General features: G+C 35.7%; 25 protein-coding genes, 6 pseudogenes and 1 other annotated feature. Of the genes and pseudogenes, 24 read left to right on the forward strand and 7 right to left on the reverse strand.

Annotated features, from left to right (window positions below):
• Positions 1-613: 613 nt before the first annotated feature.
• Positions 614-673: pseudogene (locus tag J0N78_RS26620) on the reverse strand (hypothetical protein); the annotation flags it as partial.
• A 123-nt stretch (positions 674-796) separates the two neighbouring features.
• Here J0N78_RS26620 and J0N78_RS24055 point away from each other — a divergent pair.
• The 10 genes and pseudogenes from J0N78_RS24055 to J0N78_RS24095 all read left to right on the forward strand — a co-directional run.
• A pseudogene (locus tag J0N78_RS24055) lies at positions 797-979 on the forward strand (ATP-binding cassette domain-containing protein); the annotation flags it as partial.
• A gap of 200 nt (positions 980-1,179) precedes the next feature.
• Positions 1,180-1,342 (forward strand): annotated as a pseudogene (locus tag J0N78_RS24060) (aldo/keto reductase); the annotation flags it as partial.
• A gap of 77 nt (positions 1,343-1,419) precedes the next feature.
• Positions 1,420-1,663: a binding site (T-box leader), on the forward strand.
• A gap of 71 nt (positions 1,664-1,734) precedes the next feature.
• The gene (locus tag J0N78_RS24065; protein ID WP_209125631.1) at positions 1,735-3,438 is read left to right on the forward strand and encodes a 2-isopropylmalate synthase; all 1,704 of its coding nucleotides are present in this window, start codon (positions 1,735-1,737) and stop codon (positions 3,436-3,438) included.
• 235 nt (positions 3,439-3,673) lie between these two features.
• Positions 3,674-4,330 (forward strand): annotated as a pseudogene (locus J0N78_RS24070) (ATP-binding cassette domain-containing protein); the annotation flags it as partial.
• Positions 4,331-4,738: 408 nt separating this feature from the next.
• Positions 4,739-5,041 carry a hypothetical protein gene (locus J0N78_RS26010; protein WP_247747522.1) on the forward strand — a complete coding sequence of 101 codons (303 nt, stop codon included), beginning with the start codon at positions 4,739-4,741 and terminating at the stop codon, positions 5,039-5,041.
• Positions 4,999-5,568, forward strand: coding sequence for a sensor histidine kinase (locus tag J0N78_RS24075; protein WP_247747523.1), 570 nt, complete (start codon positions 4,999-5,001; stop codon positions 5,566-5,568). The genes J0N78_RS26010 and J0N78_RS24075 overlap by 43 nt, the downstream gene beginning before the upstream one ends.
• The gene (locus J0N78_RS24080) at positions 5,565-6,215 is read left to right on the forward strand and encodes a response regulator (RefSeq protein ID WP_209125632.1); all 651 of its coding nucleotides are present in this window, start codon (positions 5,565-5,567) and stop codon (positions 6,213-6,215) included. The genes J0N78_RS24075 and J0N78_RS24080 overlap by 4 nt, the downstream gene beginning before the upstream one ends.
• Positions 6,216-6,332: 117 nt before the next feature.
• The gene (locus J0N78_RS24085) at positions 6,333-7,274 is read left to right on the forward strand and encodes a DUF4198 domain-containing protein (protein ID WP_209125633.1); all 942 of its coding nucleotides are present in this window, start codon (positions 6,333-6,335) and stop codon (positions 7,272-7,274) included.
• Between the two features lie 215 nt (positions 7,275-7,489).
• Positions 7,490-8,155, forward strand: a complete 666-nt coding sequence (locus J0N78_RS24090) for a copper resistance CopC family protein (protein ID WP_209125634.1) — start codon at positions 7,490-7,492, stop codon at positions 8,153-8,155.
• Positions 8,156-8,200: 45 nt separating this feature from the next.
• Positions 8,201-8,890, forward strand: a complete 690-nt coding sequence (locus J0N78_RS24095) for a copper resistance D family protein (protein ID WP_209125635.1) — start codon at positions 8,201-8,203, stop codon at positions 8,888-8,890.
• A gap of 19 nt (positions 8,891-8,909) precedes the next feature.
• Here the strand turns inward: J0N78_RS24095 and J0N78_RS26625 are convergent.
• A pseudogene (locus J0N78_RS26625) lies at positions 8,910-8,987 on the reverse strand (YitT family protein); the annotation flags it as partial.
• A 98-nt stretch (positions 8,988-9,085) separates the two neighbouring features.
• Here J0N78_RS26625 and J0N78_RS24100 point away from each other — a divergent pair.
• Genes J0N78_RS24100 through J0N78_RS24110 form a run of 3 tightly spaced genes read left to right on the forward strand, consistent with a single transcriptional unit; the run spans position 9,086 to position 10,717 of the window.
• The gene (locus J0N78_RS24100; protein ID WP_209125636.1) at positions 9,086-9,538 is read left to right on the forward strand and encodes a MarR family winged helix-turn-helix transcriptional regulator; all 453 of its coding nucleotides are present in this window, start codon (positions 9,086-9,088) and stop codon (positions 9,536-9,538) included.
• 25 nt (positions 9,539-9,563) lie between these two features.
• Positions 9,564-10,082: a spermidine/spermine N(1)-acetyltransferase gene (gene paiA / locus J0N78_RS24105; protein WP_209125637.1), complete on the forward strand. Its 519-nt coding sequence runs from the start codon at positions 9,564-9,566 to the stop codon at positions 10,080-10,082.
• Between the two features lie 23 nt (positions 10,083-10,105).
• Entirely contained in the window at positions 10,106-10,717 is a 612-nt protein-coding gene (locus J0N78_RS24110) for an FMN-binding negative transcriptional regulator (RefSeq protein WP_209125638.1), read from the forward strand.
• Between the two features lie 79 nt (positions 10,718-10,796).
• On the opposite strand, the gene J0N78_RS24115 is transcribed toward J0N78_RS24110, so the two are convergent.
• Together J0N78_RS24115 and J0N78_RS24120 are read right to left on the reverse strand one after the other, a co-directional pair.
• The gene (locus J0N78_RS24115; RefSeq protein WP_209125639.1) at positions 10,797-11,195 is read right to left on the reverse strand and encodes a type II toxin-antitoxin system death-on-curing family toxin; all 399 of its coding nucleotides are present in this window, start codon (positions 11,193-11,195) and stop codon (positions 10,797-10,799) included.
• Positions 11,195-11,446, reverse strand: coding sequence for an AbrB/MazE/SpoVT family DNA-binding domain-containing protein (locus J0N78_RS24120; RefSeq protein WP_209125640.1), 252 nt, complete (start codon positions 11,444-11,446; stop codon positions 11,195-11,197). The genes J0N78_RS24115 and J0N78_RS24120 overlap by 1 nt, the downstream gene beginning before the upstream one ends.
• Before the next feature lie 366 nt (positions 11,447-11,812).
• Between J0N78_RS24120 and J0N78_RS24125 the strand changes: the two genes are divergently transcribed.
• Complete coding sequence (locus J0N78_RS24125; RefSeq protein ID WP_209125641.1) at positions 11,813-13,516, forward strand: methyl-accepting chemotaxis protein; 1,704 nt, start codon at positions 11,813-11,815, stop codon at positions 13,514-13,516.
• Positions 13,517-13,763: 247 nt separating this feature from the next.
• Here the strand turns inward: J0N78_RS24125 and J0N78_RS26450 are convergent, their stop codons facing one another.
• The 3 genes from J0N78_RS26450 to J0N78_RS24135 form a co-directional block, all read right to left on the reverse strand.
• Positions 13,764-14,069 (reverse strand): iron-containing alcohol dehydrogenase, encoded by a 306-nt coding sequence (locus J0N78_RS26450; RefSeq protein WP_307795001.1) that lies wholly within the window; start codon positions 14,067-14,069, stop codon positions 13,764-13,766.
• Positions 13,982-14,194 carry a hypothetical protein gene (locus J0N78_RS26025; protein ID WP_247747524.1) on the reverse strand — a complete coding sequence of 71 codons (213 nt, stop codon included), beginning with the start codon at positions 14,192-14,194 and terminating at the stop codon, positions 13,982-13,984. The genes J0N78_RS26450 and J0N78_RS26025 overlap by 88 nt, the downstream gene beginning before the upstream one ends.
• Positions 14,195-14,416: 222 nt before the next feature.
• Positions 14,417-15,772 carry an IS1182 family transposase gene (locus J0N78_RS24135; RefSeq protein ID WP_209125642.1) on the reverse strand — a complete coding sequence of 452 codons (1,356 nt, stop codon included), beginning with the start codon at positions 15,770-15,772 and terminating at the stop codon, positions 14,417-14,419.
• Positions 15,773-16,640: 868 nt separating this feature from the next.
• Between J0N78_RS24135 and J0N78_RS24140 the strand changes: the two genes are divergently transcribed.
• The 10 genes and pseudogenes from J0N78_RS24140 to J0N78_RS24185 all read left to right on the forward strand — a co-directional run bounded on the left by J0N78_RS24140 (position 16,641) and on the right by J0N78_RS24185 (position 24,235).
• On the forward strand, positions 16,641-17,315 hold the full coding sequence (locus J0N78_RS24140) for a GntR family transcriptional regulator (RefSeq protein ID WP_209125643.1): 675 nt from the start codon (positions 16,641-16,643) through the stop codon (positions 17,313-17,315).
• Between the two features lies 1 nt (position 17,316).
• Complete coding sequence (locus J0N78_RS24145) at positions 17,317-18,009, forward strand: DUF2848 family protein (RefSeq protein ID WP_209125644.1); 693 nt, start codon at positions 17,317-17,319, stop codon at positions 18,007-18,009.
• A gap of 4 nt (positions 18,010-18,013) precedes the next feature.
• Positions 18,014-18,805: a carbon-nitrogen family hydrolase gene (locus J0N78_RS24150; RefSeq protein WP_209125645.1), complete on the forward strand. Its 792-nt coding sequence runs from the start codon at positions 18,014-18,016 to the stop codon at positions 18,803-18,805.
• Positions 18,806-18,823: 18 nt separating this feature from the next.
• Positions 18,824-19,876 carry a TRAP transporter substrate-binding protein gene (locus J0N78_RS24155; protein ID WP_247747525.1) on the forward strand — a complete coding sequence of 351 codons (1,053 nt, stop codon included), beginning with the start codon at positions 18,824-18,826 and terminating at the stop codon, positions 19,874-19,876.
• 99 nt (positions 19,877-19,975) lie between these two features.
• Entirely contained in the window at positions 19,976-20,431 is a 456-nt protein-coding gene (locus tag J0N78_RS24160) for a TRAP transporter small permease (RefSeq protein WP_209125646.1), read from the forward strand.
• The gene (locus J0N78_RS24165; protein WP_209125647.1) at positions 20,428-21,714 is read left to right on the forward strand and encodes a TRAP transporter large permease; all 1,287 of its coding nucleotides are present in this window, start codon (positions 20,428-20,430) and stop codon (positions 21,712-21,714) included. Before J0N78_RS24160 ends, J0N78_RS24165 begins: the two co-directional genes overlap by 4 nt.
• A 12-nt stretch (positions 21,715-21,726) precedes the next feature.
• Entirely contained in the window at positions 21,727-22,827 is a 1,101-nt protein-coding gene (locus tag J0N78_RS24170; protein ID WP_209125648.1) for an Ldh family oxidoreductase, read from the forward strand.
• Positions 22,828-22,843: 16 nt separating this feature from the next.
• Positions 22,844-23,623 (forward strand): annotated as a pseudogene (locus tag J0N78_RS24175) (putative hydro-lyase); the annotation flags it as partial.
• 55 nt (positions 23,624-23,678) lie between these two features.
• Positions 23,679-23,846, forward strand: a complete 168-nt coding sequence (locus J0N78_RS26285) for a hypothetical protein (RefSeq protein ID WP_307795002.1) — start codon at positions 23,679-23,681, stop codon at positions 23,844-23,846.
• Positions 23,847-23,881: 35 nt separating this feature from the next.
• On the forward strand, positions 23,882-24,235 hold the full coding sequence (locus J0N78_RS24185; protein ID WP_209125659.1) for an oxidoreductase: 354 nt from the start codon (positions 23,882-23,884) through the stop codon (positions 24,233-24,235).
• The last annotated feature ends 74 nt before the right edge of the window (positions 24,236-24,309 follow it).

The following is a 24,309-nucleotide window of genomic DNA, read 5'->3' on the forward strand; positions in this document are numbered from 1 at the left end:
AACTGCTGGAAATACACCGCTCCATTTTACTTTGTTTTTCATATTAAATTCCTCCTAATTGATTAATAAGTTTATAGTAAACGTTTACGTAACACAATAGTATAATGATAGCGCTTTTTTGTCAATATATTTATTATTTTTTGAAATTTAAATATAATTAGCAGGTATTTTTAGGAGGTTTTGCTAAAGTATTCATGATAAACATTAAAAATATTAGGGTTTTTTCAAAAAACATAAGTAAACGTTTAAGTAATTTTTAATCGATCTACCGTAAAAAAATGAAAAGACAACAAAAACACGTATCGCCGTCTCAAGCACTATATTTCGTTCATAAATATCCTTCCCCTAACATTAGAATAATCACTATTTTGAGTGTAATCTATTGAATAGAGGATGAGAACTCTACTTTGCGGTCTAGAGCAGCAACCCTGTTTGTTTCGGTTTCTTGTAACGTTCGTTTTGCACTTACTTTTTCACCGTTAGGGTTAGGGTTAATTTCCAGTATCATATCAATGAGTGCTTGACGGCCGATTAATTTAACCCTGTTGAAGCCGCGAGTTCTTTGGCTGCTTTGGTGAAATCATTATTTGACATTACCCATGCTTCATCAGCCTTATAATCCGGGAAGGGAAGCTTGTACTTCTTGAACCGCTTTCATACTTACCTTTTTAGAATATCTCTTTGCTTGTAATAAAGTTCGTTTTCTATCTAATGGAGTTTACAGGCATGGCGAGATCTGTAGCTTCTGGGATCACAAAAGTTATTTGCCCTAAACGAGCTATTTTAGGGGTTCTAATTGCTACAGCTATCCTTACTTAAAAAGCTCTTTACATGGAGAAATCAGTCAAATAATGCACTTGCTGATATTTCCTTTTCAATTGAGGAAGGAACATGTCTAGGGTTACTTGGGACAAGTGGAGCCGGTAAAAGCACCTTAGGTAAAGTGATTCTTGGCATACAACGTCCGCAGCGAGGCCAAAGAAAATAAATACTGGTGATCATCTTATAGAAGCAGTAAGCAATTAATGGAATATAGTAATAACAGTGTTCAATTAAATGATGGAAAAAATAGATGTATGAGAAGAAAGTATATTATATACTTTCTTCTCAACAATCTGAGAGAATAGATCTTCTATTCTCTCTTTATTCTTAAATCTTCTAGAAGTAAGAGTATGAACCTGGTTGCTGCAGAAAGAACCAGTAACAGCTCCTATTGTCGGTGCTACAAAAATCTCTCATCTTGAAGATGCAGTAGCTGCTCTTTCAGTTTCCTTAATGCCGGAAGAAGTAGTCTACTTTGGAAGAACCATATATACCGCACTCAATAGTTGGTCATAATTAATAGTAATCTTTATTTTCAGTAAATTTAGTATTGACAACTTGGGGGTAATCGATATATCATTGTACTTAATTTAATAATAATAAGCGAAGATTGGAAATAGTAAAAGGATTTATAAACTTGTCAGAGAGCCGATGGTTGGTGAGAATCGGTAGTTATAACTTTTGAACTCATCCAAGAGCTACTCCCTGAACATAATTAGTAGGGGATGTCGGTTTTCTACCGTTATGAAGATAGGTGGTGATTGCTACCGAAAATGAGTGGGTTAATATTATTATGATTAATCAATTAGAGTGGTACCGCGAGCAATGCCTCGTCTCTATATTTTTATAGAGACGGGGCTTTTTTTATTTTTCAATAAACTAAGAATTATAAAAGAAAAGGTGGGAGTCAGGATGAAAAATGTCGATAAATATTCTAGAGGTTACTTTATGCCCCCAGTGCAACGCTTGAAATGGACAGAAAAGGAGTATATTACAGAAGCTCCTAACTGGTGTAGTGTAGATCTTCGCGATGGAAATCAGGCTTTGGTCGTCCCGATGAGTCTTGAGGAAAAGTTAGAATATTTTCAGTTGCTTTTACAAGTAGGTTTCAAGGAAATCGAAGTCGGTTTTCCAGCTGCTTCGGAAACCGAATTTGCCTTTTTACGTACATTAATTGAAGAAAATTTGATTCCAGATGATGTGACAATACAAGTATTAACACAGTCAAGAGAACATATTATCAAAAAAACATTTGAAGCGTTACAGGGTGCGAATAAAGCAGTGGTGCACTTATACAATTCGACATCTGTGGCACAGCGTGAGCAAGTATTTAAAAAATCTAAAGAAGAAATTATTGATATTGCTGTAACTGGAGCAAAACTGCTTAAGAAATATGCTGCTGAAACCGAAGGGAATTTTCAATTTCAATATTCTCCAGAAAGCTTCACAGGTACAGAAATAGAGTTTGCGCTTGAAATTTGCAACAGGGTACTTGATATTTGGCAGCCGACAGCTGATAACAAGGTAATTATTAACCTGCCAGCTACTGTATCCATGTCCATGCCTCACGTTTACGCAAGTCAAATTGAGTACATGAGTGACAATCTGAGCTACCGAGATAAGGTAATCCTATCACTTCATCCACACAATGACAGAGGAACTGGGGTAGCAGATGCCGAGCTAGGAATGCTTGCTGGAGCGCAAAGAGTCGAAGGAACATTGTTTGGAAACGGAGAAAGAACAGGGAACGTGGATATCGTAACGCTTGCATTAAACATGTTTGCACACGGGGTAGATCCAATGCTGAATTTTGAAAATATCCCTACCATTATTTCCAAATATGAAAAATTAACAAGAATGAAGGTTCACGAAAGACATCCATATGGTGGTGAACTTGTCTTTACTGCATTTTCAGGTTCCCATCAAGATGCCATTGCTAAAGGTATGAAATGGCGCGAGGAAAAAGAACGTCAGTATTGGACTGTACCCTATCTATTAATTGATCCTATGGATATTGGAAGAGAATATGAAGGAGATATCATCCGAATTAACAGTCAATCTGGTAAGGGAGGAATCGGTTATATCCTTCAGCAAACATACGGAATTGATCTACCTTCCGAAATGCGTGAGAGTTTTGGATATAGTGTAAAAAATGTTTCAGATCACAATCACAAGGAACTTAAGCCGAATGAAATCTATGACATTTTCATCAACGAATATGTGAATATTAACACCCCTGTCGAATTTGTCCATTACAAATACACTCAAAATGGTCATTACGAAACGATTGTATCGATCAGGGTGAAAAATGAAGAACATGAATTTTCTGGTGTGGGAAATGGAAGACTTGATGCCATCAGCAACGCTCTTCAAACCAAACTGGGTATCGACTATACAGATTTGATCTATAAGCAGCATGCGCTAGAAATAGGCTCAGGATCAAACGCTGTATCCTATGTAGGAATTACCGCAAAGAATGGTACTGTCTATTGGGGGTGCGGAATTGACACTGATATTATGACCTCCTCAGTAAAAGCTCTGTTTAGTGCCGTTAATAACATGGTAACTAACTTACAACTTCCTGTTGAAAAAGAATTTATGCATTCTAAAAAATAAGTGGGAAAATATGATTATCTTTTATGGCAACAATATTTTCTAAATTTTATTATAGAGAACAAGAACATAGCAATGCATAACCATCGCATAAAAAGTTTGACTTGTGTGATGGTTATATTTTTTAGTACTGTAAAAAAATTATGCTGTACCCGCGTGGGGAAGAATTCAATTTAAATATTGAAAAAGTTATGTACAGCTATAAACAATGACTATTCATTTATCGTTAACGTTATCGATTCTAGGTATACAACGTCCACAGCATGGCTAGGTTTTGTTTCAAGGATATGATATTTATCATTCGGATAAAAATACCCAACGAAAAATACGCCGCGATCTACAAGTTGTTTTTCAGGATTCATATTCATTGGATAATCCCCGTATGACAGCTGAACGTATTATAAGCGAACCATTAGAAAACTATGAAAAACTAACCTTAAGTGAACAAAGAAGAACGGTTATTTCGCTATTGGAACGAGTAGGATTAAGTGAAAAGGATTTAAAAAAATATCCGCATCAATTTAGCGGTGGACAATTGCAAAGAATTAATATTGCAAGGGCAATCTCTCTTAAACCGAAGTTAATCGTCCTAGACGAATTGGTTAGTAGTCTAGATATGGTTACACAAAGCTTAATTTTAGACTTATTAAGAGAATTAAAAGATGACTTCGGCTTATCTTATCTTTTTATTACACATGATATTAAAGCTGCCTTTTCTATCTCTGATACTATTGGTGTGCTTGAAAAAGGAGAATTAATTGAGATTTACGATTCAAAAGATCAGTTTTTTTCCTCAAAACATCCTGCAATTGTAAGGATGAGAGATTCTATTCTTGCTGAGCATCCACGTTTTCGTTCAATTCCGGCAAGGGTGAACATGGTTTTAGATCCATAAGAGTTAAAGAGTCCCTAAATGTGATTAAGATAGAAATAAAACGAAGAAGTAGTGTCACACCATATCAAAATGCTGTGACATTTTTGTTAAAGGGGGAAGAATATGAGTTTACAAAGTACAATGTCTTCAAGCACTAAGTAAAGTTAACTTATAACTTACTCTTTTACATACAGAATCTAGACTGATAGCTTGCTGTATTTACTCTTTTATTGAACATACTTGTGAGCTGAAGATCTTAAATCGAGTAGAAGGTATTCATCTAATATACAAATACTGAATAGAACAAGAAGGTAATTAATTTGTAATTTTTTTTGAAAGCAGATCATACCCCATAGCCCCTTATAGCTATTCCGATTTTATCTACATTATGTTTTGATAATACTATAATTGATAAGGAGCGCTAAAGATATGACTTATAGACAGATAAAAATGCTTATTCTGCTCTTACCTACGATCACCATTGGTCTATGGGAATACGTTCGTCACGAATTTTTATTACCATATATATCAATGGAATTAGGCAACTTACTCGCACCAGTTATCGTTTTTGTTGTAACGATGATATTTCTTGTAAAGCTTTTTACAATGTTAGAACATATTAAGGAAGATTTAGAAAAACAAAATCACAAAAAGCTATTCTTGAAGAAAGGGAAAGGCTCTCTCGGGAATTGCATGATGGTATTGCCCAATCATTCTTTCTACTCTCTGTAAGAATGAACCAGCTAGAAAAAAGCGAAAAGCATTTAAAAGAAAATGAGATATATCAGAAAGTGAAGAAAACAGTCCAACATGTTCATGACGATGTGAGACAAGCCATCTTTAACCTCAAACATTCTGAAGTTGAACAGACTTTTGATTGGAATGACTCATTAAGTCAATTAATCTCGAATTTTAAACAAGATACGAGGATATCGATTACATTTGATTGGCAAATAAATGAGAAACGTTTAACACCAAAAGAAAAAATTGAACTATTTGCATGTTTAAAAGAGGCGTTAATGAATGTTCAAAAGCATTCACAAGCTCAAGCCGTATGGGTTACAGCAAAAGAAATAGAGCATGGGTGGATATGTAAAATTGAAGATGATGGTATTGGATTTACATCTATAAACAATAAGGAAGGTAGTTTCGGTTTAGACATTATGAAAGATCGTGTTAATAAGATGGATTGGATATTATCAATCAGTTGTGATAAAGGGAAAACAAAAGTCGAAATTCGTAAGGAGAAAAAAATATGACTCAACCATTCCGAATTTTAATTGTTGACGACCATGAACATGCTAGAGAAGCAATAAGGGAGATTTTGGCCACATATGAAAACTTTCAAATTGTCGGGGAAGCTACTAATGGAATTGCTGCCATTGAGATGACAGAGCAATTGATGCCTGACGTAATTTTGATGGATATTAATATGCCCAAAATGGATGGGTTAGAAGCAACGAAAATAATAAAAACAAAACATCCTTATGTGAAAATTATCATCATTACTGTTTCAGACGAAGTAACAAATCTTTTTGAAGCGTTAAAGAAAGGTGCTCAAGGATATCTCCTTAAAAATATTGATCCGTCTTCCTGGTATGACTATTTACAAGCCATTGCCGACGATGCAGTACCTATGTCTGAGGACTTGGCTTTTAGAATACTGCAAGAATTTACTTCTCAAAAAGAAAAACAGACTGAAAAGAATCCACTGTCAAAACGAGAACAAGAAGTACTTGAATTGGTTGCTAAAGGTTATAAAAATAAAGAAATAGCGACAGAGTTCCAAATCTCAGAATATACCGTTAAAAATCATTTAAAAAACATCCTCGAAAAGCTACATCTACAAAACCGAGTTCAATTAACAAGCTACGCTTATGAGCATGGATGGATTGATAAAAAATAGTATTGTCACAAAGAAATCACAACTTTCCTCACCTACTAGCCCCCTTGAGTCATATTTAAAAACATTGCTTACTTATATACTTAAAGGGAATTAAATAACGGCTAGGAGGATTATACGATGAGAAAATATTTATTTTTGGCTCTAATCACTTTATTATTTTTTAGCTTTAGCCCATCGACTCTTGCTCATGATGGATGGGCTCAAACCAATTCACCGATTATTGAAGTTGGAGAGACCGCTTACATTGAACTTCTATTTGGAAATCATACTAATGAACACGCTAGTTATAGAATTGAGGGTACATGGAATCCAGATAATTCAAGCGTATTCGTAACAGCTCCAACTGGTGATAAAATTGACATCACGGACACACTTTTTTACACAGGGGAAACAGCCGAAGGGGCAAATGAAGAAAGAATAGGTGTCAATAACTATTATGTTTCTTCGTTTTCATCTTCTACACCTGGTGCTTATGTTATTTCTGTTGAAGGAGATGCTATTTTTAGAGATAAACGTACCTTAAGAAGTGCCAAATCTTTTGTAGCGGTAAGTGAGGTTCCGATTGTTAGTTATGTTCAAGATTTCACAGGGTTTGACAAGCAAGTAAGTCCTGACCGTGCAGAAATCGTTCCGCTGTTTAATCCAGCAGGCATTACTCCAGACCAAGAAGTATCTGTTCAAGTTTTTATTCAAGGGGAACCATTAGCAGACACTGAAGTTTCATTAGTTCGGCGAAGTACTTCTGATGCAGAACGATTCACAACAGATGAAAATGGGGTTATTACTTTTACAACCGGTCCTGCTGATTATTACTTATTAAGAGTAAAGCCTTCTACTGAAGAAAGCGTAGAAGGGGAATACGAAGCAACCTATTACGAAGCAACAATGTCATTTGTTGTTCAAAATGGGACTGGCTCATCAACAGCAGAACTTGATACATTAATTTCTTCTGACCAAGTTCAACAAGGAAATAGTCAAACAAGTCCTTTCTTATATGTTTCAATTTTCTTAGCATTAGCATTAATTGCTTCTTTAATCTTTAAATCTAGAAAAAAATAAATTCAAAAGAAGAGGGGCGCAGAATACGAATGAGCGTCCCTTTTTTATAAAAAAAGTATAAAATTCGCAGATGTCTAGCGTAAGCCACCTAGCCGCTCGAGGTCACTTCGGTCCGTCAAATGTGTCCAAAAAACGGGACACTTATTGTCGGCCCTCCAGTGCTTGTCGAGGCTGAGCAAGGCACTTGCGCTTTTCATATATGGTGGTGAAATGATATGAATAAATGGTTTCCGGTACTCCTATGTGCTCTATTCATTTTTTTTAGTATTCCTAGTTTAGTTGAAGCACACGCCTACTTAGATCGTTCCTCTCCTGTACAGGAATCTCGTCTTGATAAGTCTCCAAGTGAAATTCGTGTCAAATTTACAGAACCTATTGATACCAATGTAAGTCTATTAACGTTAAAGACTGAGGATGGAGAGGTCATAGAGACTACTCAATATGGTGAAGATCGCACTTGGTTAATTTTAGATATTCCCCATTTAGAAGATGGTATCTATCGAGTATATTGGCAAGCTTTTTCATTGGATACACACATCACGGACGGTTCCTTTCGTTTTTCGATTGGGGTTGATTTACCGGAGCTTCGACCAGCTGAAACGATTTCAATCGATGAAGCGATGAAGGAACTACAAGCAGGAGAACAGGTTGGAGAGAGGTCCGCATTCAATTGGAACACCTTGTTTCGAACGTTAGATTTATTAGCAGCTTTAGCGATAACAGGATTATTTTTCTTTACTCGTATAATGATAAATGAGAAGTCTATCCCACATTGGAAAGGACAGATAACCAAAAGATTTGAACAGATCATTTATAGAAGTGCTCTAGTAGTCTTTATCATTTCAGGAATAGGAAACTTATTTATTCGTGCTGTTCAATGAACACTAGACACACAGTCTTTTACTGACGTTTGGAGTATGATGGTTTTGTTATCAACTTCTACAATAATAGGGGTTGTTTCATGGTTACGCCCGATTCTTATCGGAGTTTTCATTTTATCTCTACGATCAATGGCTACGTTCGTTCCGAGTGTTTTTATTTTGACATTATTACTCTCATTTCCACTTACTAGTCATGCCTTTCAATTTGATATGGTGTTTACACATTTTATACACCTATTATCAGTTGCAATATGGGTTGGAGGGTTATTGGGTTTTATTATTTATTCTTTTAAAACTGATCAATCAATTGAGAGGTTGCAGCTATTCCATGAAAAATTAAAAAAGTTTTCTTTAATCGCTTTAATCATGGTTATTCTTATTTCAATTACTGGTTTATTAATAAGTATTGTCTATATCAATACTTGGGAAAGTTTCAGAAATCATGTATACGGAGGTATTCTGATATGGAAATTAATCTTTTTTATGCTGACCTTAATCATTGCAGGTTTTCATCGTTTTATTTGGTTACCTAAATTACAGTTAGTAAAAAGTGATCATGAAGAGAAAAAAACAATGAACAAATTAGTTATGGCATTAAGAATTGAGCTCATATTTGCTTTAATCGTTATAATTATAGCGGGTTTATTATCAACAACTTCGCCTCCTATTAACAGTGACACGAATATTTATCAAGATCAGAAAGATTACCATGACCATGATCATCATGATCACTAGAATGATTAAGGGAAAAAGTAGTTAAAGAAATACCAAGGGTTAATATTAAAATTCCTAATACATAAAAAACATATTTCACTTTACTCGACCTCTTTATTATTGTTTTTTTGTTGCAAATGCAACAAAGTTAGGTTAAATTTAATATATGGCATTTTTATTGCATTTGCAACAAAAATATGAACTGAGGAGTTAATTATGAAGGAAATTCTTCGTGAAATCGGAACGATAGCAAGGGCATTAGATTCTATAAGTAATATAGAATTTAAAGAATATGACCTTACAAAAGGGCAGTATTTGTACCTTGTGCGAATATGTGAAAACCCGGAAATCATTCAAGAAAAGTTAGCTGAGATGATAAAAGTAGATCGAACAACAGCGGCTCGTGCTATAAAGAAACTTGAAATTAATGGATTTATTGAAAAGAAAGAAGATAAACATAACAAAAAAATTAAAAAACTCTTTCCAACAGAGAAAGGGAAAACTGTTTATCCTTTTATCAAAAGAGAAAATGATCATTCGAATAGTGTAGCATTAGCGGGATTTTCCGAAAGAGAAGCAGAAAGCCTTTTCAACCTTCTTCAAAGAGTAAGGAAAAATATAGAAAAAGACTGGGAGTTTGTAAAAAAGGGTAACAAGAGAAATTATTGATGATATAAAGGAGCGAGATATTAACATGACTGTAAAGATAAAAAAGTGCAACATTGAAGATTTACAAATGCTCCAAGAAATAAGTATCGAAACATTCAACGATACATTTAAAGAACAGAATTCACCTAAAATTATGAAAGCCTATTTAGAAAGAGCATTTAACTTAAAACAGTTGGAAAAGGAATTGTCTAAAATCTCATCGGAATTCTTTTTTGTTTATGTTAATAATGAAGTCGCTGGATATTTAAAGGTCAATACCAATGATGCTCAGTCTGAAGAAATGGGTGAGGAAGCACTTGAAATCGAGAGGATTTATATAAAGAATAAATTTCAAAAACATGGGCTTGGTAAATATCTGCTAAATAAAGCAATGGAAATTGCAATGGAACGTAATAAAAAGAAAATCTGGCTAGGCGTATGGGAAAAAAATGAAAATGCAATTGCTTTTTATAAGAAAATGGGGTTTGTCCAATCTGGAGCTCACTCTTTTTATATGGGTGACGAAGAACAAATGGACTTTATCATGACTAAAACACTTAGATAACTTTTTTTGAGAGGTGGATTATTATGTATATTCCTTCACATTTTAAAATCACAGATGAAGCAATGATTTACGACATTATGAAAGAACATAGTTTTGCAACTCTTTTTTCTGAGCACAATGGAATGCCATTTGCAACTCATTTACCGTTAATTTTGAACAAGGAGAATACATACTTATATGGACACTTTGCTCGTCCAAATCCCCATTGGAAAGATATCAAAAAACAAACCGTTCTAGCTGTTTTCCATGGTCCTCACTGTTATATCTCTCCATCTTGGTATGAGACGAATCAAGCAGTACCGACATGGAATTACGTGACAGTTCATGTTTATGGTGAAGTCGAGCTTTTAGAGGACGAAAATGAGTTAATGGGTTCCTTACAAGAAATGGTATGGAAATATGAAACTCCTGACAGTTCATATAGATTACAAGATGTAGAGGCTGAGTTTCTCGCTGGTATGAACAAAGGAGTTCAAGGGTTCAAAATAAAAATTAATAAGATAGAAGGAAAAGCTAAGTTAAGTCAAAACCATTCATTACAGCGACAAGAGCTAGTTATTAATCAACTAGATCAATTTTCAAATACAGATGAGCAACAGATTTCCTCATTCATGAAGGCAAATCTAAAAAAGTAATTGTTTTATGTTATTCCACTAACGGGTAGTTTTTCTTTAATATGAAAAATCCATTCTCAAGTTAAAAATGAGAATGGATTTACATTCTTTCAGTATGACTTTGTATTGTTGAAACAATTTCATCAAATGTGTATTTATGATTTACAACATCAACTGTAAAGTCTTGTTCTTCTTCTATTCCCATTGTCCACCTATAATGGTTTATTTTCAAGAAAATAATTAAAGAAGCAAGTGCTGTACGTTTATTTGCATTGTGAAAAGCATGGTTCTTTGCTAATGATTCAAAAAGTGCAGCTGCTTTTTCATAGACAGAAGGATAAGCATCTCTTCCATACACAGATTGTTTAGGTCGATTAATGGCTGAATCAAGCAAACCTGGGTCTTTCACACCTAAAGGTTCCTTTGGTGAATACAAGCGAATTTGGATTGTATTAATTGCAATTACTTGGGTTGTTGTTAAATAAATGATATCATCCATTATCTGTTCACTAACCCTTTAAAGGCTTTATCATGTTCTTTAATGACATCATTAAGGATATCCATGAATTCAGCATCAACACCTTCAGGAAGTGTTATCTGTTCTTTTTTTCGTAAAACGATTTTCCCATCTTTGACTTCAACTTGTACGTCATCCCCTTGTGCTAAACCCACTTGTTTCAGTAGTTCAATAGGAAGAGTTATTCCAAAGCTATTTCCAATCTTTGTTACTTTTCTTTCAAATTGTTCCATGTAATTACACCTCTATTATAATCATTATAACGATTATAACATAATTTATTAGGAGAATAAATTATAGCTTACTTCTTCTTATTGCGCTAGCGGAGAAAATGAATGGCATATAAAGTATAAAACACTAAAGCTATCCCAGATAAAACACACCAAACGATTACAAGTGGTGGAACAGATAATTAAGAGAATGAGCCATTCGTTAATAAGAAAATGCAACCAAACTTAAAACATATCGGCCATTGTAAAATGTTACGAAATGCATTTTTTTGCAGTATTTTGTTAGAATATTCTGTAACAATAAACTTTATCTGTTATAATATAGAACAGAAAAAACATTAGGACTATAGAACTGTATGGGAGGGTATTATGATAATTGGGGGTAATCAAAAATTAAAGTATAAACTGTTTGTTATTTTTTTAATAGTCTTACTACTATTCTTTATAGGGTCTTCTTTAGTTTTTTATCATATCAATTCAGTTAGTCAAGACGTTGATACATTTCAGTCAAGAAACAATACGACAGTATTAGTTAACGAAGTTCAATCACGGGTTAATTCCATGTACATAGAAATTCTAGATTACGAACGTAATGGACGAATTGATAATGCTAGGTTTCAAGACAATAAAGATAGATTAGCCGTTATTTTAGAACAGATTGAACCAGAAATGGAAACTGAACGTCAAAAAGAATTGTACCAAGGGGTTCGTGATTACTATTTGATGTTTGAAGGTGAAAGTGACAATTTAATTCTAGCAAAGCGTCCAAAAACGCAAGAAGAAACCATTGAAAGAATTGGACAGCTTTCTCGTATTAATGGTTATAGAAACCGCATCATGCTAGGGAGTGAAGATTTAACTAGAACACTCTCTGAGCATCTCAGCGAAGCTAGTAATCAAGTTAGAGCTGCCATATCGTATACGAAGTTAATTCTTATCGTATCTATACTGACAGCAGTTATTATGGGTACGTTACTAATCGTCTTCTTTAGTCATTCAATTACTAAACGACTAAATCAAGTTGTTACAATGGCAGAAACTATAAGTCGAGGAAACTTAAATGTAAGTAAAATATCCGAGAATAGTAAAGATGAGATAGGACAATTAGGCTCTTCAATGAATTTAATGAGTGATAATCTCCGTTTATTAGTAAATAAAATTTTAAATGCTTCAGAGCAAGTAGCTTCATCATCAGAGCAGCTAACAGCTTGTTCACATGAAACTGGAAAAGCTGGAGAGCAAATTACGGAATCAATTCAACAAATTGCAATTTCTTCGGAAAAGCAACTTTCAAATATTAACTCCAATTCTGAAATTGCATCGAACATTTCAGAAAGAATGGATAAAATTAAGAGAAATGTTCAAGCTGTTTTAAAGTCTTCTTTTGAAACAGCGAAAACATCAGAATCTGGAAATGAAATGATTGAATTAACAATTGATCAAATGAAAACCATCTATGAAAAAACAAATGCAACATCTAATTCAGTTGAACAACTGGAAAAGAAGTCAAACGAAATAGATCAGATCGTTTCCCTAATTACAAATGTTTCTGATCAAACAAATTTACTTGCATTAAATGCAGCGATTGAAGCAGCAAGAGCAGGAGATCATGGGAAAGGTTTTGCCGTTGTTGCAAATGAAGTACGAATGTTGGCAGAACAGTCAAGTAATGCTGCTCGTCAGATAAGTGAATTAGTCAATGGAATTCAAGGTGATATTTATAATTCAGCTTTATCTATGGGAGAAGGTCGTACCGCAGTAAAAGAAGGGCTAGTACTCGCGGAGAGAGCCGGAGGGACATTTGCAGAAATTTTTAAGGCTATTAATAAAGCAACTAAACAAATTGAAGAGGTCACTTTATTAGTCATAGATATCTCTACTGATACAGAAGGTTTAGCTGAAAGCTTTAATGAAACAAAGCAAATCGTTGAAAGTGCAGCAGGTTATACACAATCTGTAGCAGCTACATCAGAAGAACAAAATGCTTCTATGCAAGAAATTGTCATAGCTACTCAAACTTTATCTTCGATGGCTGAAGAGCTACAAAATGCTGTATTGAGCTTTAAGTTATAGGTGACAATTGAAGAGAAGATGATGTTTAAAAAATCCTGTAAAGTAGAAGCAGTCGTAGCAGGTTGTGGAAGAGGGACATAGGAAAATTCTTGAAGGAAGGAGCTATATACTCTAGGATGCCACAATCTCAGATTTACCAATAAAAAGCCACTTGCTTTCTGTTAAAGCGAGTGGCTTTTTGCTCGTTTATTGTAAAGATGATAAAGCTAAAGAGTGGTCATGGAGTAAAGGGTTTAAGCATTTAAAACTAATGTCTACTGGTGTGGTAATCTACTCGAACATAGGACCCTTTGTCGTCATAAATAACACTTAAGGGAGTAGCCGCAGCACAAGTTCCTGCAACAGTTGGAATCAAAATGATTTCACTGCCTAATCTGTCTGCTACCGATTTGGCAGTGTCAAGAATTACTCCTCCTCCAATCCCAATAATAACATCGGCCTGACTAGCAAATTGAGAAATCTTTCTTATCGAATCATCAGAACTGTATCCATCGTGTTGATAGACTCCACATGAGAAGGTAAACTCGTATAGTTTTGAAAAGCTTCGTACGATTTATATCCAGTAACTACTACTGGAGAAAGAAAACCTTCTATAAAATTAGAAAGGTCTTTAAGAATTCCTTCTCTACAAATATACTGATTTGGTCCACTTCTTAGAATTTCTTCTGGTCTTATCATTGCCAACAAACTCCTTTTAAAAAATGATAGAAATAAAAAAGACCTAAATTTAGCAGCGCGAAATACGCTGCTAAATTTAGGTCTTGCCTACATAACCAGTAACACGCCTAAAAAAAGCTATATTAGTAATATAACAATTTTAAGTCTATAGAATCAATTTCATAATTGCTTACTTTAAAAATTCAGAGACGGGCAGAATTTTTATATTCACTTTTTAAAAATTTAAGCAGCTTGTTGTTGCTTGTGGCTAGCACGAATACGATCAACAGCGAGTTTAGAAGCATTGTAAACTAAGGTGACGAGATCAAAGTGAACTTTGGCTCGTTTCCCTGAGCGATGTCGAACATTGTTTAGTTGAAAAAACTCTTTTAAATAAGCATTTACTCGTTCAACTGCGGTGCGATGTTTAAAGATGGCTTTCCAAGCATTTGAACCTCTCGAGGGTGCTGTATACTTGCGAAGATCGGTCGTGATTTTGACTTTAAACACTTTTTGACAGAGGCCATCATTGGCTAAAGGACAGTCGCGACACTCTTTTGGTCGTGTATATTTTAACGTTTCGTACTTGGGGTCAAAGCTATCGTACCGATAAGAGTGTTCTCGAACACAGGTCGGCGCGAAATGCTCGTCAAAGCCAACCATTTCTCTCTCATTACGCTTATTGTAGGCAATGACGGACTGTTGCCCCATACGATAGACCTGTTCATAAATTGGTTCAAAATCATAACCAGCATCCATCGTTTGATAACGAAGAGAATTCAAAGATAGTCGTTCATGGATTCCTTTTAATAAAGGAATCGCGGCTTTGCCATCGTTTAAGTTTCCAGATGAAAAAAGCGATTGGAGAATGTATTGGCTCGACGTTCCAACGGCTAAATGTCCCATGTAGCCATACCAGAAGACGTTCTTTCCTTCGCTGTTCTTTTTTACACCCCATTTAGGGTCTTGCGGGATCTCCTGACGTAATTGGGCTAAAGGTACTTCTAATTGTGCTTCGATTTTCTTTTCGAATAACGGGAGATTCGCTTCTTTTTCTGCCTGTTCGATAAGCCATTGTTCACGTTCTTTCTTTGATTTACGACCGCGTTTTTGAGGTTCCTCTTTTGGTTTTTCTTCCTTTGGTGGAGCCTGATCACGCGCTTCAAAATGGGTGGCACCAATCGCTGTCGTGTCATCGGTAATAAACCCTTCAGCGAACGCTTGGAGAATCACTTTTTCCTGAGCTTCAACTAAAATGTTGGAGTTCTCTAGCTTCGTTAAAAGTCGAGAATAGGATGCTTCAGATGGAACTGCATCGGACACAAGAAAACCACAATTTCTCTTAAAGGCTAGGTCTTCGTTCAAACGCTTGATTAGGTGTTTCATCGTTGGAATTCCTTCGACAAGACGGACCAAAATAGAGATAACCATCGCTGGATAATTCAGTGCTTCTGGTGCCCCGAGGTGGGACTTTTTCGTCACCTCGTGGACAATGGAAGACAGATCAATAGCGGAAATAATCGCGTCATAACGTTGGGTAGGTTCCATCTCATATAATTCTTGCATGCTAAATAAGCTCATTTGTCGTATAATGGCCATAGGAAGTATTCCTCCAGTCTTTTTGGGATGTTTTGGTCGACTACCATTATACTGGATTTGGGGAGGTACTTCCTTTTTTATGCCTTGAAACCCTTGTGACATAAGGGCTGAGATTTATGAAATTTACTCAAATAAATAAATAAACATTTTTGATACATTGGTTTCACTTAAATTATTTTTATAATTATAGAGTACTCGTGTCAGCTTCTTAATCGTTAAAAATGATTAAATGGATTATGCTAACATTTTGCTAACGTTGAGGTTTTTAACGGAGGCTTCTCATAAGTTCACTGAACTTGTGAGAGGCTTTTTCTTTTATATCGGCAGCATAGTTTGTTAGTGGAGAGAAAATGTTCTTTTTTAGGCTCTTTTCTGAAAGGTTGTTGTTATTTTGCTTCTTGGGCCGTAGCCAAGCGGATACTTGGCTTTTCAAAATTTGCGTGAAGTAGGCTAAAAAGCAACACAATTTACGATAACTATCAAGGTGAATGCAGCCATCGTGATTCTGTAGAAGTTTTTAAAGGGATTTAAAATGCAAGTTGTTATCATGGTTTTAAATAAAAATGCTTATTATGGAAATACTAATGTGTAGAACTATAGATATATAAGTCATAAAGATACACTGTAAAGTAATTTAGTCGAGTTATCAATTTTAATTGTTAATCTCCCTGTTGAAATTTGAATTTAGACTTAATAAGTGAAAAAATTCTTGCTCTTTCAAAAATTATGTAATAAAATTTAACAAAAGTAATGAAAGTAAAAAAACATCTGTGTATGCTTATGTTAACAAGAGGATATCTATTGACCTTTAACTGGTATACCACATACTACATACTACATACTACATAGTGGAAAGGGGTGTACCTTATTGAAAAAAATTAACAAGTTTGTCTCATACACAGATCAAGTGTATAGGGAATTAAAAAGCAGTATTTTATTGGGGAAAATTTCAACAGGGGACTTTATCCAAGAACGATCGATTGCTGAACAATTAGGGGTTAGTAGGACACCAGTAAGAGAAGCTTTAAAAAGGCTAGAGTTTGAAGGGTGGTTAGAAACGATACCGTGGAAAGGAGTTATCGTTAAAGAGATTGAGGAGCAAGACGTGATTGAAGTGTTTCAATGTCGACTAGCGAATGAGATTTTTGTAATTAAGCATATTACACCGAATATCACAGATGAACAGTTAGATGATTTACAAAACATTTTTGACAATATGAAAATAGCATTAACAGAAAACAATAGTGATGAGTTTATTCATGAAGATAGAAAATTTCATATGTATTTAGCTCAGTTGACGAATAATTCAAGGCTTATTCAGTTTCTTGATAATTTGAGTGACCAAATGCTTCGCCTTGGCATTAGAGCGATAACGAGGGAATCAAGAACAGTTGAAACATTGGAAGAACACGAAAAATTGCTCCTTGCACTAAAAAGGCGGTCTACAGAAGAGGCAGTAAAGGCAATGGAGGAGCACATTTATCAGACGAAGGATATTTTAATGGCGATATTAGAATCAGTTGTAAAAAGAGAGGGGAATTAAGATGAAGCAAACCATTTTAAAGAATGAGTATAGTTTTAAAATTAATAACGAAGAAAAGAAGATTGACGTAAATTCAGTTTATTGTATTGGATATTCAGGTTCAGATGTGGAAAAAGTTCAGGAGCATATTGATGAGCTGGCTGAGTTAGGTATTCCGAAACCACCTGAAGTTCCAATGCTCTATCCTGTTAGAGTATCAAGCCTAAATCAAAGCGGAAGCATGGAGATACTCGGAACTCAGACATCAGGTGAGGCTGAAATTGTGTTGATTTTCGGTGGAAATGAGGACGAAGTTTATATATCCGTTGGTAGTGATCATACAGACCGTGGCCTAGAGACGGTTGATATTAATAAGTCAAAACAAGTATGTGACAAGCCGTTAGCTCAAGAGGCTTGGCGACTATCATCAGTAGTTGATCGCTGGAATGAAATGAAATTAGTCTCAAAAGTTTTAATCAATGGGAAATGGGAGCCTTACCAAGAACAATATGTGACAGCCATTTTACCTTTAGAGAAAATTCTCGATTATCTAAAGAATAAAAATTTAGACTTGAAAAATTCAGTCGTGTTTGCGGGAACAGTACCGCTTTTAGATGGATTTAAATATGGGGACGGGTACGAGGTAAAGCTAGTAGATCCAGATAATAACTCAATTACATGTACGTACACAGTTAAAAATTTAGATTTGAGGTGAGAATATGAAAATATCATCTTATCAAATGGAAGTTATCGCAGGAAACCCTGTGGAAAATCGCTCTAAGGTAAAGGGATGGGTAGACAAGGTCTGTAAGGAAGAAAAACCAGATGTCCTTGTTCTACCTGAGATGTGGACAACAAATTATACGTTACCAGAGTTGAAAGACATTGCTGATCGTGATGGGGAACCAACGACAAGTTTTTTACAAAATCTGGCGAAACAATATGAGGTTAATATTATTGGTGGCTCGTTTGCAAATATTAAAGATGGTGAAGTTTATAATAGCGCAGTTGCTATTAATCGAAAAGGAGAGATCCTTTATCGGTACGATAAAGTGCATCTAGTGCCTATGCTAGATGAGCACTTGTATCTAAAAGCTGGTAATCATAATCATATTTTTGAGTTGGAGGGAGTAAAGGCGGGTCTTATTATTTGTTATGATTTAAGATTTCCTGAACTTTCCAGGCAGCTAGCTGTAGATGGAGCTGAGATTCTCTTTATTGTGGCTGAGTGGCCAGAAGCGAGAAAATATCATTGGAAGCATTTACAGATTGCTAGAGCAATAGAAAATCAAGTATATGTCGTTTCCGCCAATTGCATTGGTCAATATAGCGGAGTACAATATTGTGGTAATTCCATGATCATTGATCCTTTAGGGGAAATCATTAGTTGTGGAAGCGAAGAGAATGAAGAAACGATTACTAAGGAGTTAGACTTAAATATGGTTCTAGAAATTAGAGAAAAGGTACCAGTTTTCAAGAGTCGAGTTCCTTCAGTATATAAAATTAACTAAAGAAAAGGGGTTAAGTAAATGAAAAAGAAATTTATGGCTTTATTTGGGATGATGCTCGCACTTTCTATTTTTCTCGTAGCGTGTGGAGGAGGTTCAAGTGCAGAACCAGGAGAAAGCGATGCTACTGATACAGAAGGATCAAGTGATGAGGCAACTGCTGAAGCAGAAGTAACATTAAAATTAGCACACTCTGGTTCTGAAACACATCAGTACCACATTGCAGCTGAGAAGTTCAAAGAAGAAATCGAAGCGAGTTCAAATGGTACAATTACAGTGGAGATTTTCAGTGGTGCTGTCCTAGGTAATGAAGGCGAAGCTGTTGAGCAAGTTTTAGATGGCACTCTGGATATGACAACGGTTTCAGCAGACAGTTCTTTTGCAAATACAGTACCAGAAATGAACGTATTTGGTATTCCATACCTTTTTGAAGATCTTGATCATGTTTACAGTACACTAGATGGAGATGTTGGAGCTGAATTACTTGAATTATCAAACGAAAAAGGAATGAAGGCTCTAGGATACTGGGAAGTAGGGCAACGCCACGTGACAAACAATAAAGTTGAAGTGAAAACGCCTGAAGATATGAATGGATTAAATATTCGTGTACAGCCAGCACCAGTTTGGGAAGCGCACATGAAAGCTTTAGGAGCTAGCCCTACACCTGTTGCCTTTAATGAGTTATATTCTGCTCTTGATCAAGGTGTAGTTGATGGTCAAGAAAATCCTTTAAATACAATTTATTCAATGAAATTTTATGAAGTACAAAAATATGTTTCTCTAACAGCCCATACGTTTTCACCTGCAATTGTAGTTATGAGTGAGAGAGCTTGGGAAGGATTAACTCCTGAACAGCAGGAATTAGTTGAAGAGGCAGTAGAGGTAGCGAAAACGTATCAAAGAGATACATTGCAAACAAAAAATGACGAAATTATTGAACACCTACAGGAAAACGGTGTAACGGTTACTAGTGATATAGACTTCGATGCATTTAGAGAGGCTACACTTGACGTAAGAAACGTATTAAGTTCACAAGTTCCAGCTGAACTAATTGAAAAAATTGAAAACAAATAATTGAAAAACGAGTCTTTAAGCATTAGAAGGACTGGATATAGACTACTGTCATAATGCAGTAGTCTATATTTCTATTATCACATCAGAGGGGTGAGATCTTTGATAAGAAGAGTAGGTCATTACTTAAGCTATACGTTAGAATTTATTATTTTTATTTGTATGACAATCACCGTAATAACAACGTTCCTTCAAGTTTTCTTTCGGTATGTACTAAAGAACCCCCTGTCATGGTCACAAGAAATTTTAATGATCAGCTTTGTCTATTTAGTTTTATTCGGGGCGGCATTAGCGGTAAAAAACAAAGAACATTTAAAAGTAGAACTTTTTGATAAAGCATCTGAACGAGTGCAGAAAATCCTAAAAATATTTGAATTAGTCATTATGTTTATTTTTATAGGTGTATTTATTTACTATGGTATATTACTAGTTTTAGCCAACTATGCATCAGGAACAATTGTTGGATTTCTTCCTATTAAAACAGCTTATGTGTATATGTCTATCCCTATAAGTGGTCTATTTATGGCGTACTATTTAATCAAGGGGGTGTTTAAATGATTTTAATTATTCCAGTCTTATTTATATTATTTTTTCTAGGAATTCCAATTGCTTATTCTCTTGGATTTATTTCAATCGTAGGAATTTATTTAACTGATCCAGAAATGCTTATGAACATCCCGAGAAGAATTTTTAGAGGTATTGACAATTTTTCGCTTGTGGCCGTACCATTGTTTATTTTAGCTGGGGAACTGATGACTAAGGGTGGTATCTCAACACGTTTAATTCGTTTTGCTCAAACACTAGTAGGACATTTGCCTGCAGGTCTGGCCATGGTCGTTATTGTGGCTAGTATGTTCTTTTCTGCTGTGTCAGGTACTGCGATTGCAGCTGCTGCAGCGATCGGAGGAATGATGATTCCTGCGATGAAAAAGGAAGGTTATGATGTTAGGTTCTCATCTACTTTAGTAGCAACATCAGGAACGATTGGTCCGATTATTCCACCAAGTATTACGCTTGTGTTGTTCGGGGTTATGACAAGTACATCGATTGGTGCTTTATTTGTTGCTGGAGTTGTCCCAGGGATTCTTATGGGAATTGGACTTATGATCTATTGCTATTATGTTGGAATTAAACACAACTACAAAGGTCGGGAAAAAAGAGCGAGTTTTAAAGAATTAATCGTAGGGCTAAAGGATGCCGTCCTAGCTCTAATTATGCCAATTATCATTGTAGGTGGTATTTTATCGGGAGTTTTTACACCAACAGAATCTGGCGTTATCGCTGTTGTCTATGCTCTTTTAATCGGATTATTTGTGTACAAAGAACTGAAGCTGAGTGAATTAGTCTCAATTTTCTTAAGTTCAGCGAAAACAACTGCTGTTATCGTCTTTTTAATTGGAAATGCGGCGCTGTTTACTTGGTTCCTATCATTTCACCGTATTCCTGATCAGCTTGCGTCGATGTTAGGACCATTTGCGGAACATAAAATTTTATTGCTACTATTTATTAATATTATTTTATTAATAGCAGGGACCTTTATTGATACGATTAGTGCGTTAACGATTTTTACACCTTTGTTTTTACCATTAGTTATTGCAGCAGATATCGATCTCATTCATTTTGGGGTAATTTTGGCCTTGAACCTAACAATTGGAATGGTTACTCCGCCACTGGGAGTATGTTTATTTGTGACTTCGGCAATAGCAAAAATTCGAGTTCCGGATATGTTTAAGTTTTTAGTACCACAAATTCTTATTTTATTAGCTGTCCTAGTTATCGTTACTTATATTCCACAAATAACTCTTTTTCTACCTGAGTTATTGAGTAATTTAACAAACTAAGGGAGGAAGCAGATGAATACTATTGATCATACTCTTTATGATTTTCCTGGACGTGAAGATTTTTCAGTGACTGAAATGACTCATCTATCGGCCGCCCATTTAAAGGAGTGGACGAAGGAAGTATTTGTTTCTATCGGTCTTTCAGATGAACATGCGACCATTATGGCAGAAGTATTGGTTGAAACTGATTTACTTGGTGTTGATACTCATGGGACCTATAAAATGGGATTGTGGGTGAAGCGAGCACTCAATAGAGGAAGTAATCCTAAAGCAGAATTTCAGGTTGTTCATGAAACACATACAACGGCTGTAGTTGATGCTCAAGCAGGATTTGGACAAGTAATGGGAGACTTAGCAATGGACTTAGCCATGCGAAAATCTGACTTGTTTGGCAGTGGCTTTGTTGTCGTTCGAAATTCGACATCGTTAACGGCTGCCAGATATTATGCTTTAAAAGCTGCTAAAGCAGGGAAGATCGGCATTGTCCTCACAAATGCTGATCCTGTTTCGGCACCTTATGGCGGGAGAACACCGATGTTAGGAACAAACCCTTGGTGTATAGCGGTTCCAGGAGATGAGTTCCCAATTGTAATGGATACAGCCACAACGGTATCTAATTGGACGAAGCTTGTTGTCTATTCGAATGCTGATAAGTCAATACCAGATGGATGGGCACTTAATGCAGACGGCGAGCCAACCAATGACCCAAATGAAGCGATGAAGGGTTCGGTGTTACCAGTTGGAGGGCACAAAGGATTTATGTTTGGTTTATTTGCAGACATCCTCTCTGGTGTACTAGGGGGAGGGGCTTTTCTTAATCAAGTTTTAAGTTACGGGCATGTCGATAAACCAACAAACACTAGTCACTTCATCGGTGCGATTAATATTAATGGCTTTATGCCTGAGGAAGAGTTTAAAAAACGTATTCATGAAGTCGTTAAAAGTTTGAAGGGGTCAGAAAAAGCACCTGGTGTTAATGAAATTCATATACCTGGTGAACGAACTCACAAGATTTATCAAGAAAGGATGAGCAAAGGTATTCCCATTGAGCCGAGAAGGATGCAAAATATGATGGCTATTTCAAAAGAGTTGAATATGAAAATACCTTTTTAAATTATGTGAGGAGGTAAGCGAAATGCACCCAAAAGAATTAAGAGAAAAAGTTAGAAATGGTGAATTTAATGGACACACTTCTGGGATGTGTAGTGATTATGTTCAAGCAAATTTAGTGATTGTCCCTCAAAAATATGCTTTTGATTTTCTTCTGTTTGCCATTAGAAATCCTAAATCCTGCCCGATCATCGATGTAATAGAAGCTGGCGAAATTGAATCAGCTCTTGCACCAGGATCTGATATTAGACGCGATATTCCTCAGTACTACGTCTATGAGAACGGTCACCTAAAAGAGAAGCTTAGAGATCTTAGTCCTATTTGGAAAGATGATTTTGTATCGTTTTTAATCGGCTGTAGCTTTACATTTGAAAACCAGCTTTTAAAAGAAAATGTTTCGTTAAAACATATTGAACAAAATAAAAATGTGGCAATGTATATAACGAATATGAAAACTAAGCAAGCTGGTCCTTTCAGTGGACCAGTTGTTGTATCAATGCGGCCAATTAAAAATGAATTGGTTCAAAAGGCAATAGATGTGACAGCGCAATTTCCGAATATGCATGGAGCACCAGTTCACGTAGGAAGTCCTGCAGACATTGGCATCCAGGAGGTTTCCAAGCCTGACTTTGGTGAATATGTAGAGGTGGATGAAGGGGAAACCCCTGTATTTTGGGCATGTGGAGTAACTCCTCAATCCGTTGCGATCCACTCAAAAATTCCGTATGTGATTACCCATGCACCAGGCCATATGTTTGTGACGGATTTGAAAAATGATGATTTCTTAAAACAACAGTAACTCTTGAATATGGGAGGATGATCACATTAGTGGATTAAAGGAAGTTTTAGATTTAATTCACTTAAATGATTCAAAAGCTGGAATACAACTTTCGTATGCAGGTCGAAAAGCAGATGTGAGTGGTCAGATTATCGGACCTTCTCCAATTCCTTTTGCAGAAGACCGTAAAACTCCGTTAGAAATGAGTATAGAAGACATTCAAGTCGCGATTGGAGCTTTGTAGATGGTGCGCGACGTGCGAATCGAGCTGGTTTTGATATGATCGAGCTTCATGCGGCTCATGGATACTTAATTAACGAGTTTTTATCGCCGTTATCAAATAAACGAGATGATAATTATGGAGGAAGTCGTGATCGAAGATTTCGATTTTTAGAAGAGCTATTACAAGAAATAATACAAGTGTGGAAAAAGCCACTATTTGTTCGAGTGTCAGCAACTGAATATTCCTCAGAAGGAAACAGTGTTGATGATTACGTCTATTATTCGAAAAAAATGAAAGAATTAGGCGTTCATTTAATAGATTGTAGTTCTGGATCAGTCATTAAAACTCCCATCCCAGATTATCCTGGCTATCAAGTACCGCTAGCAGAGCATGGAATGGACACCCAATGAGGAGTTTTCTTAAAAATTCGGAACGGTAGATCACTAGAAATAGTGGTGAAAATTTTATATTATTTCAAACACTT

The organism is Alkalihalobacillus sp. BA299, from assembly GCF_017745675.1.
Classification (GTDB): Bacteria; Bacillota; Bacilli; order Bacillales; family Bacillaceae_F; genus Alkalihalobacterium.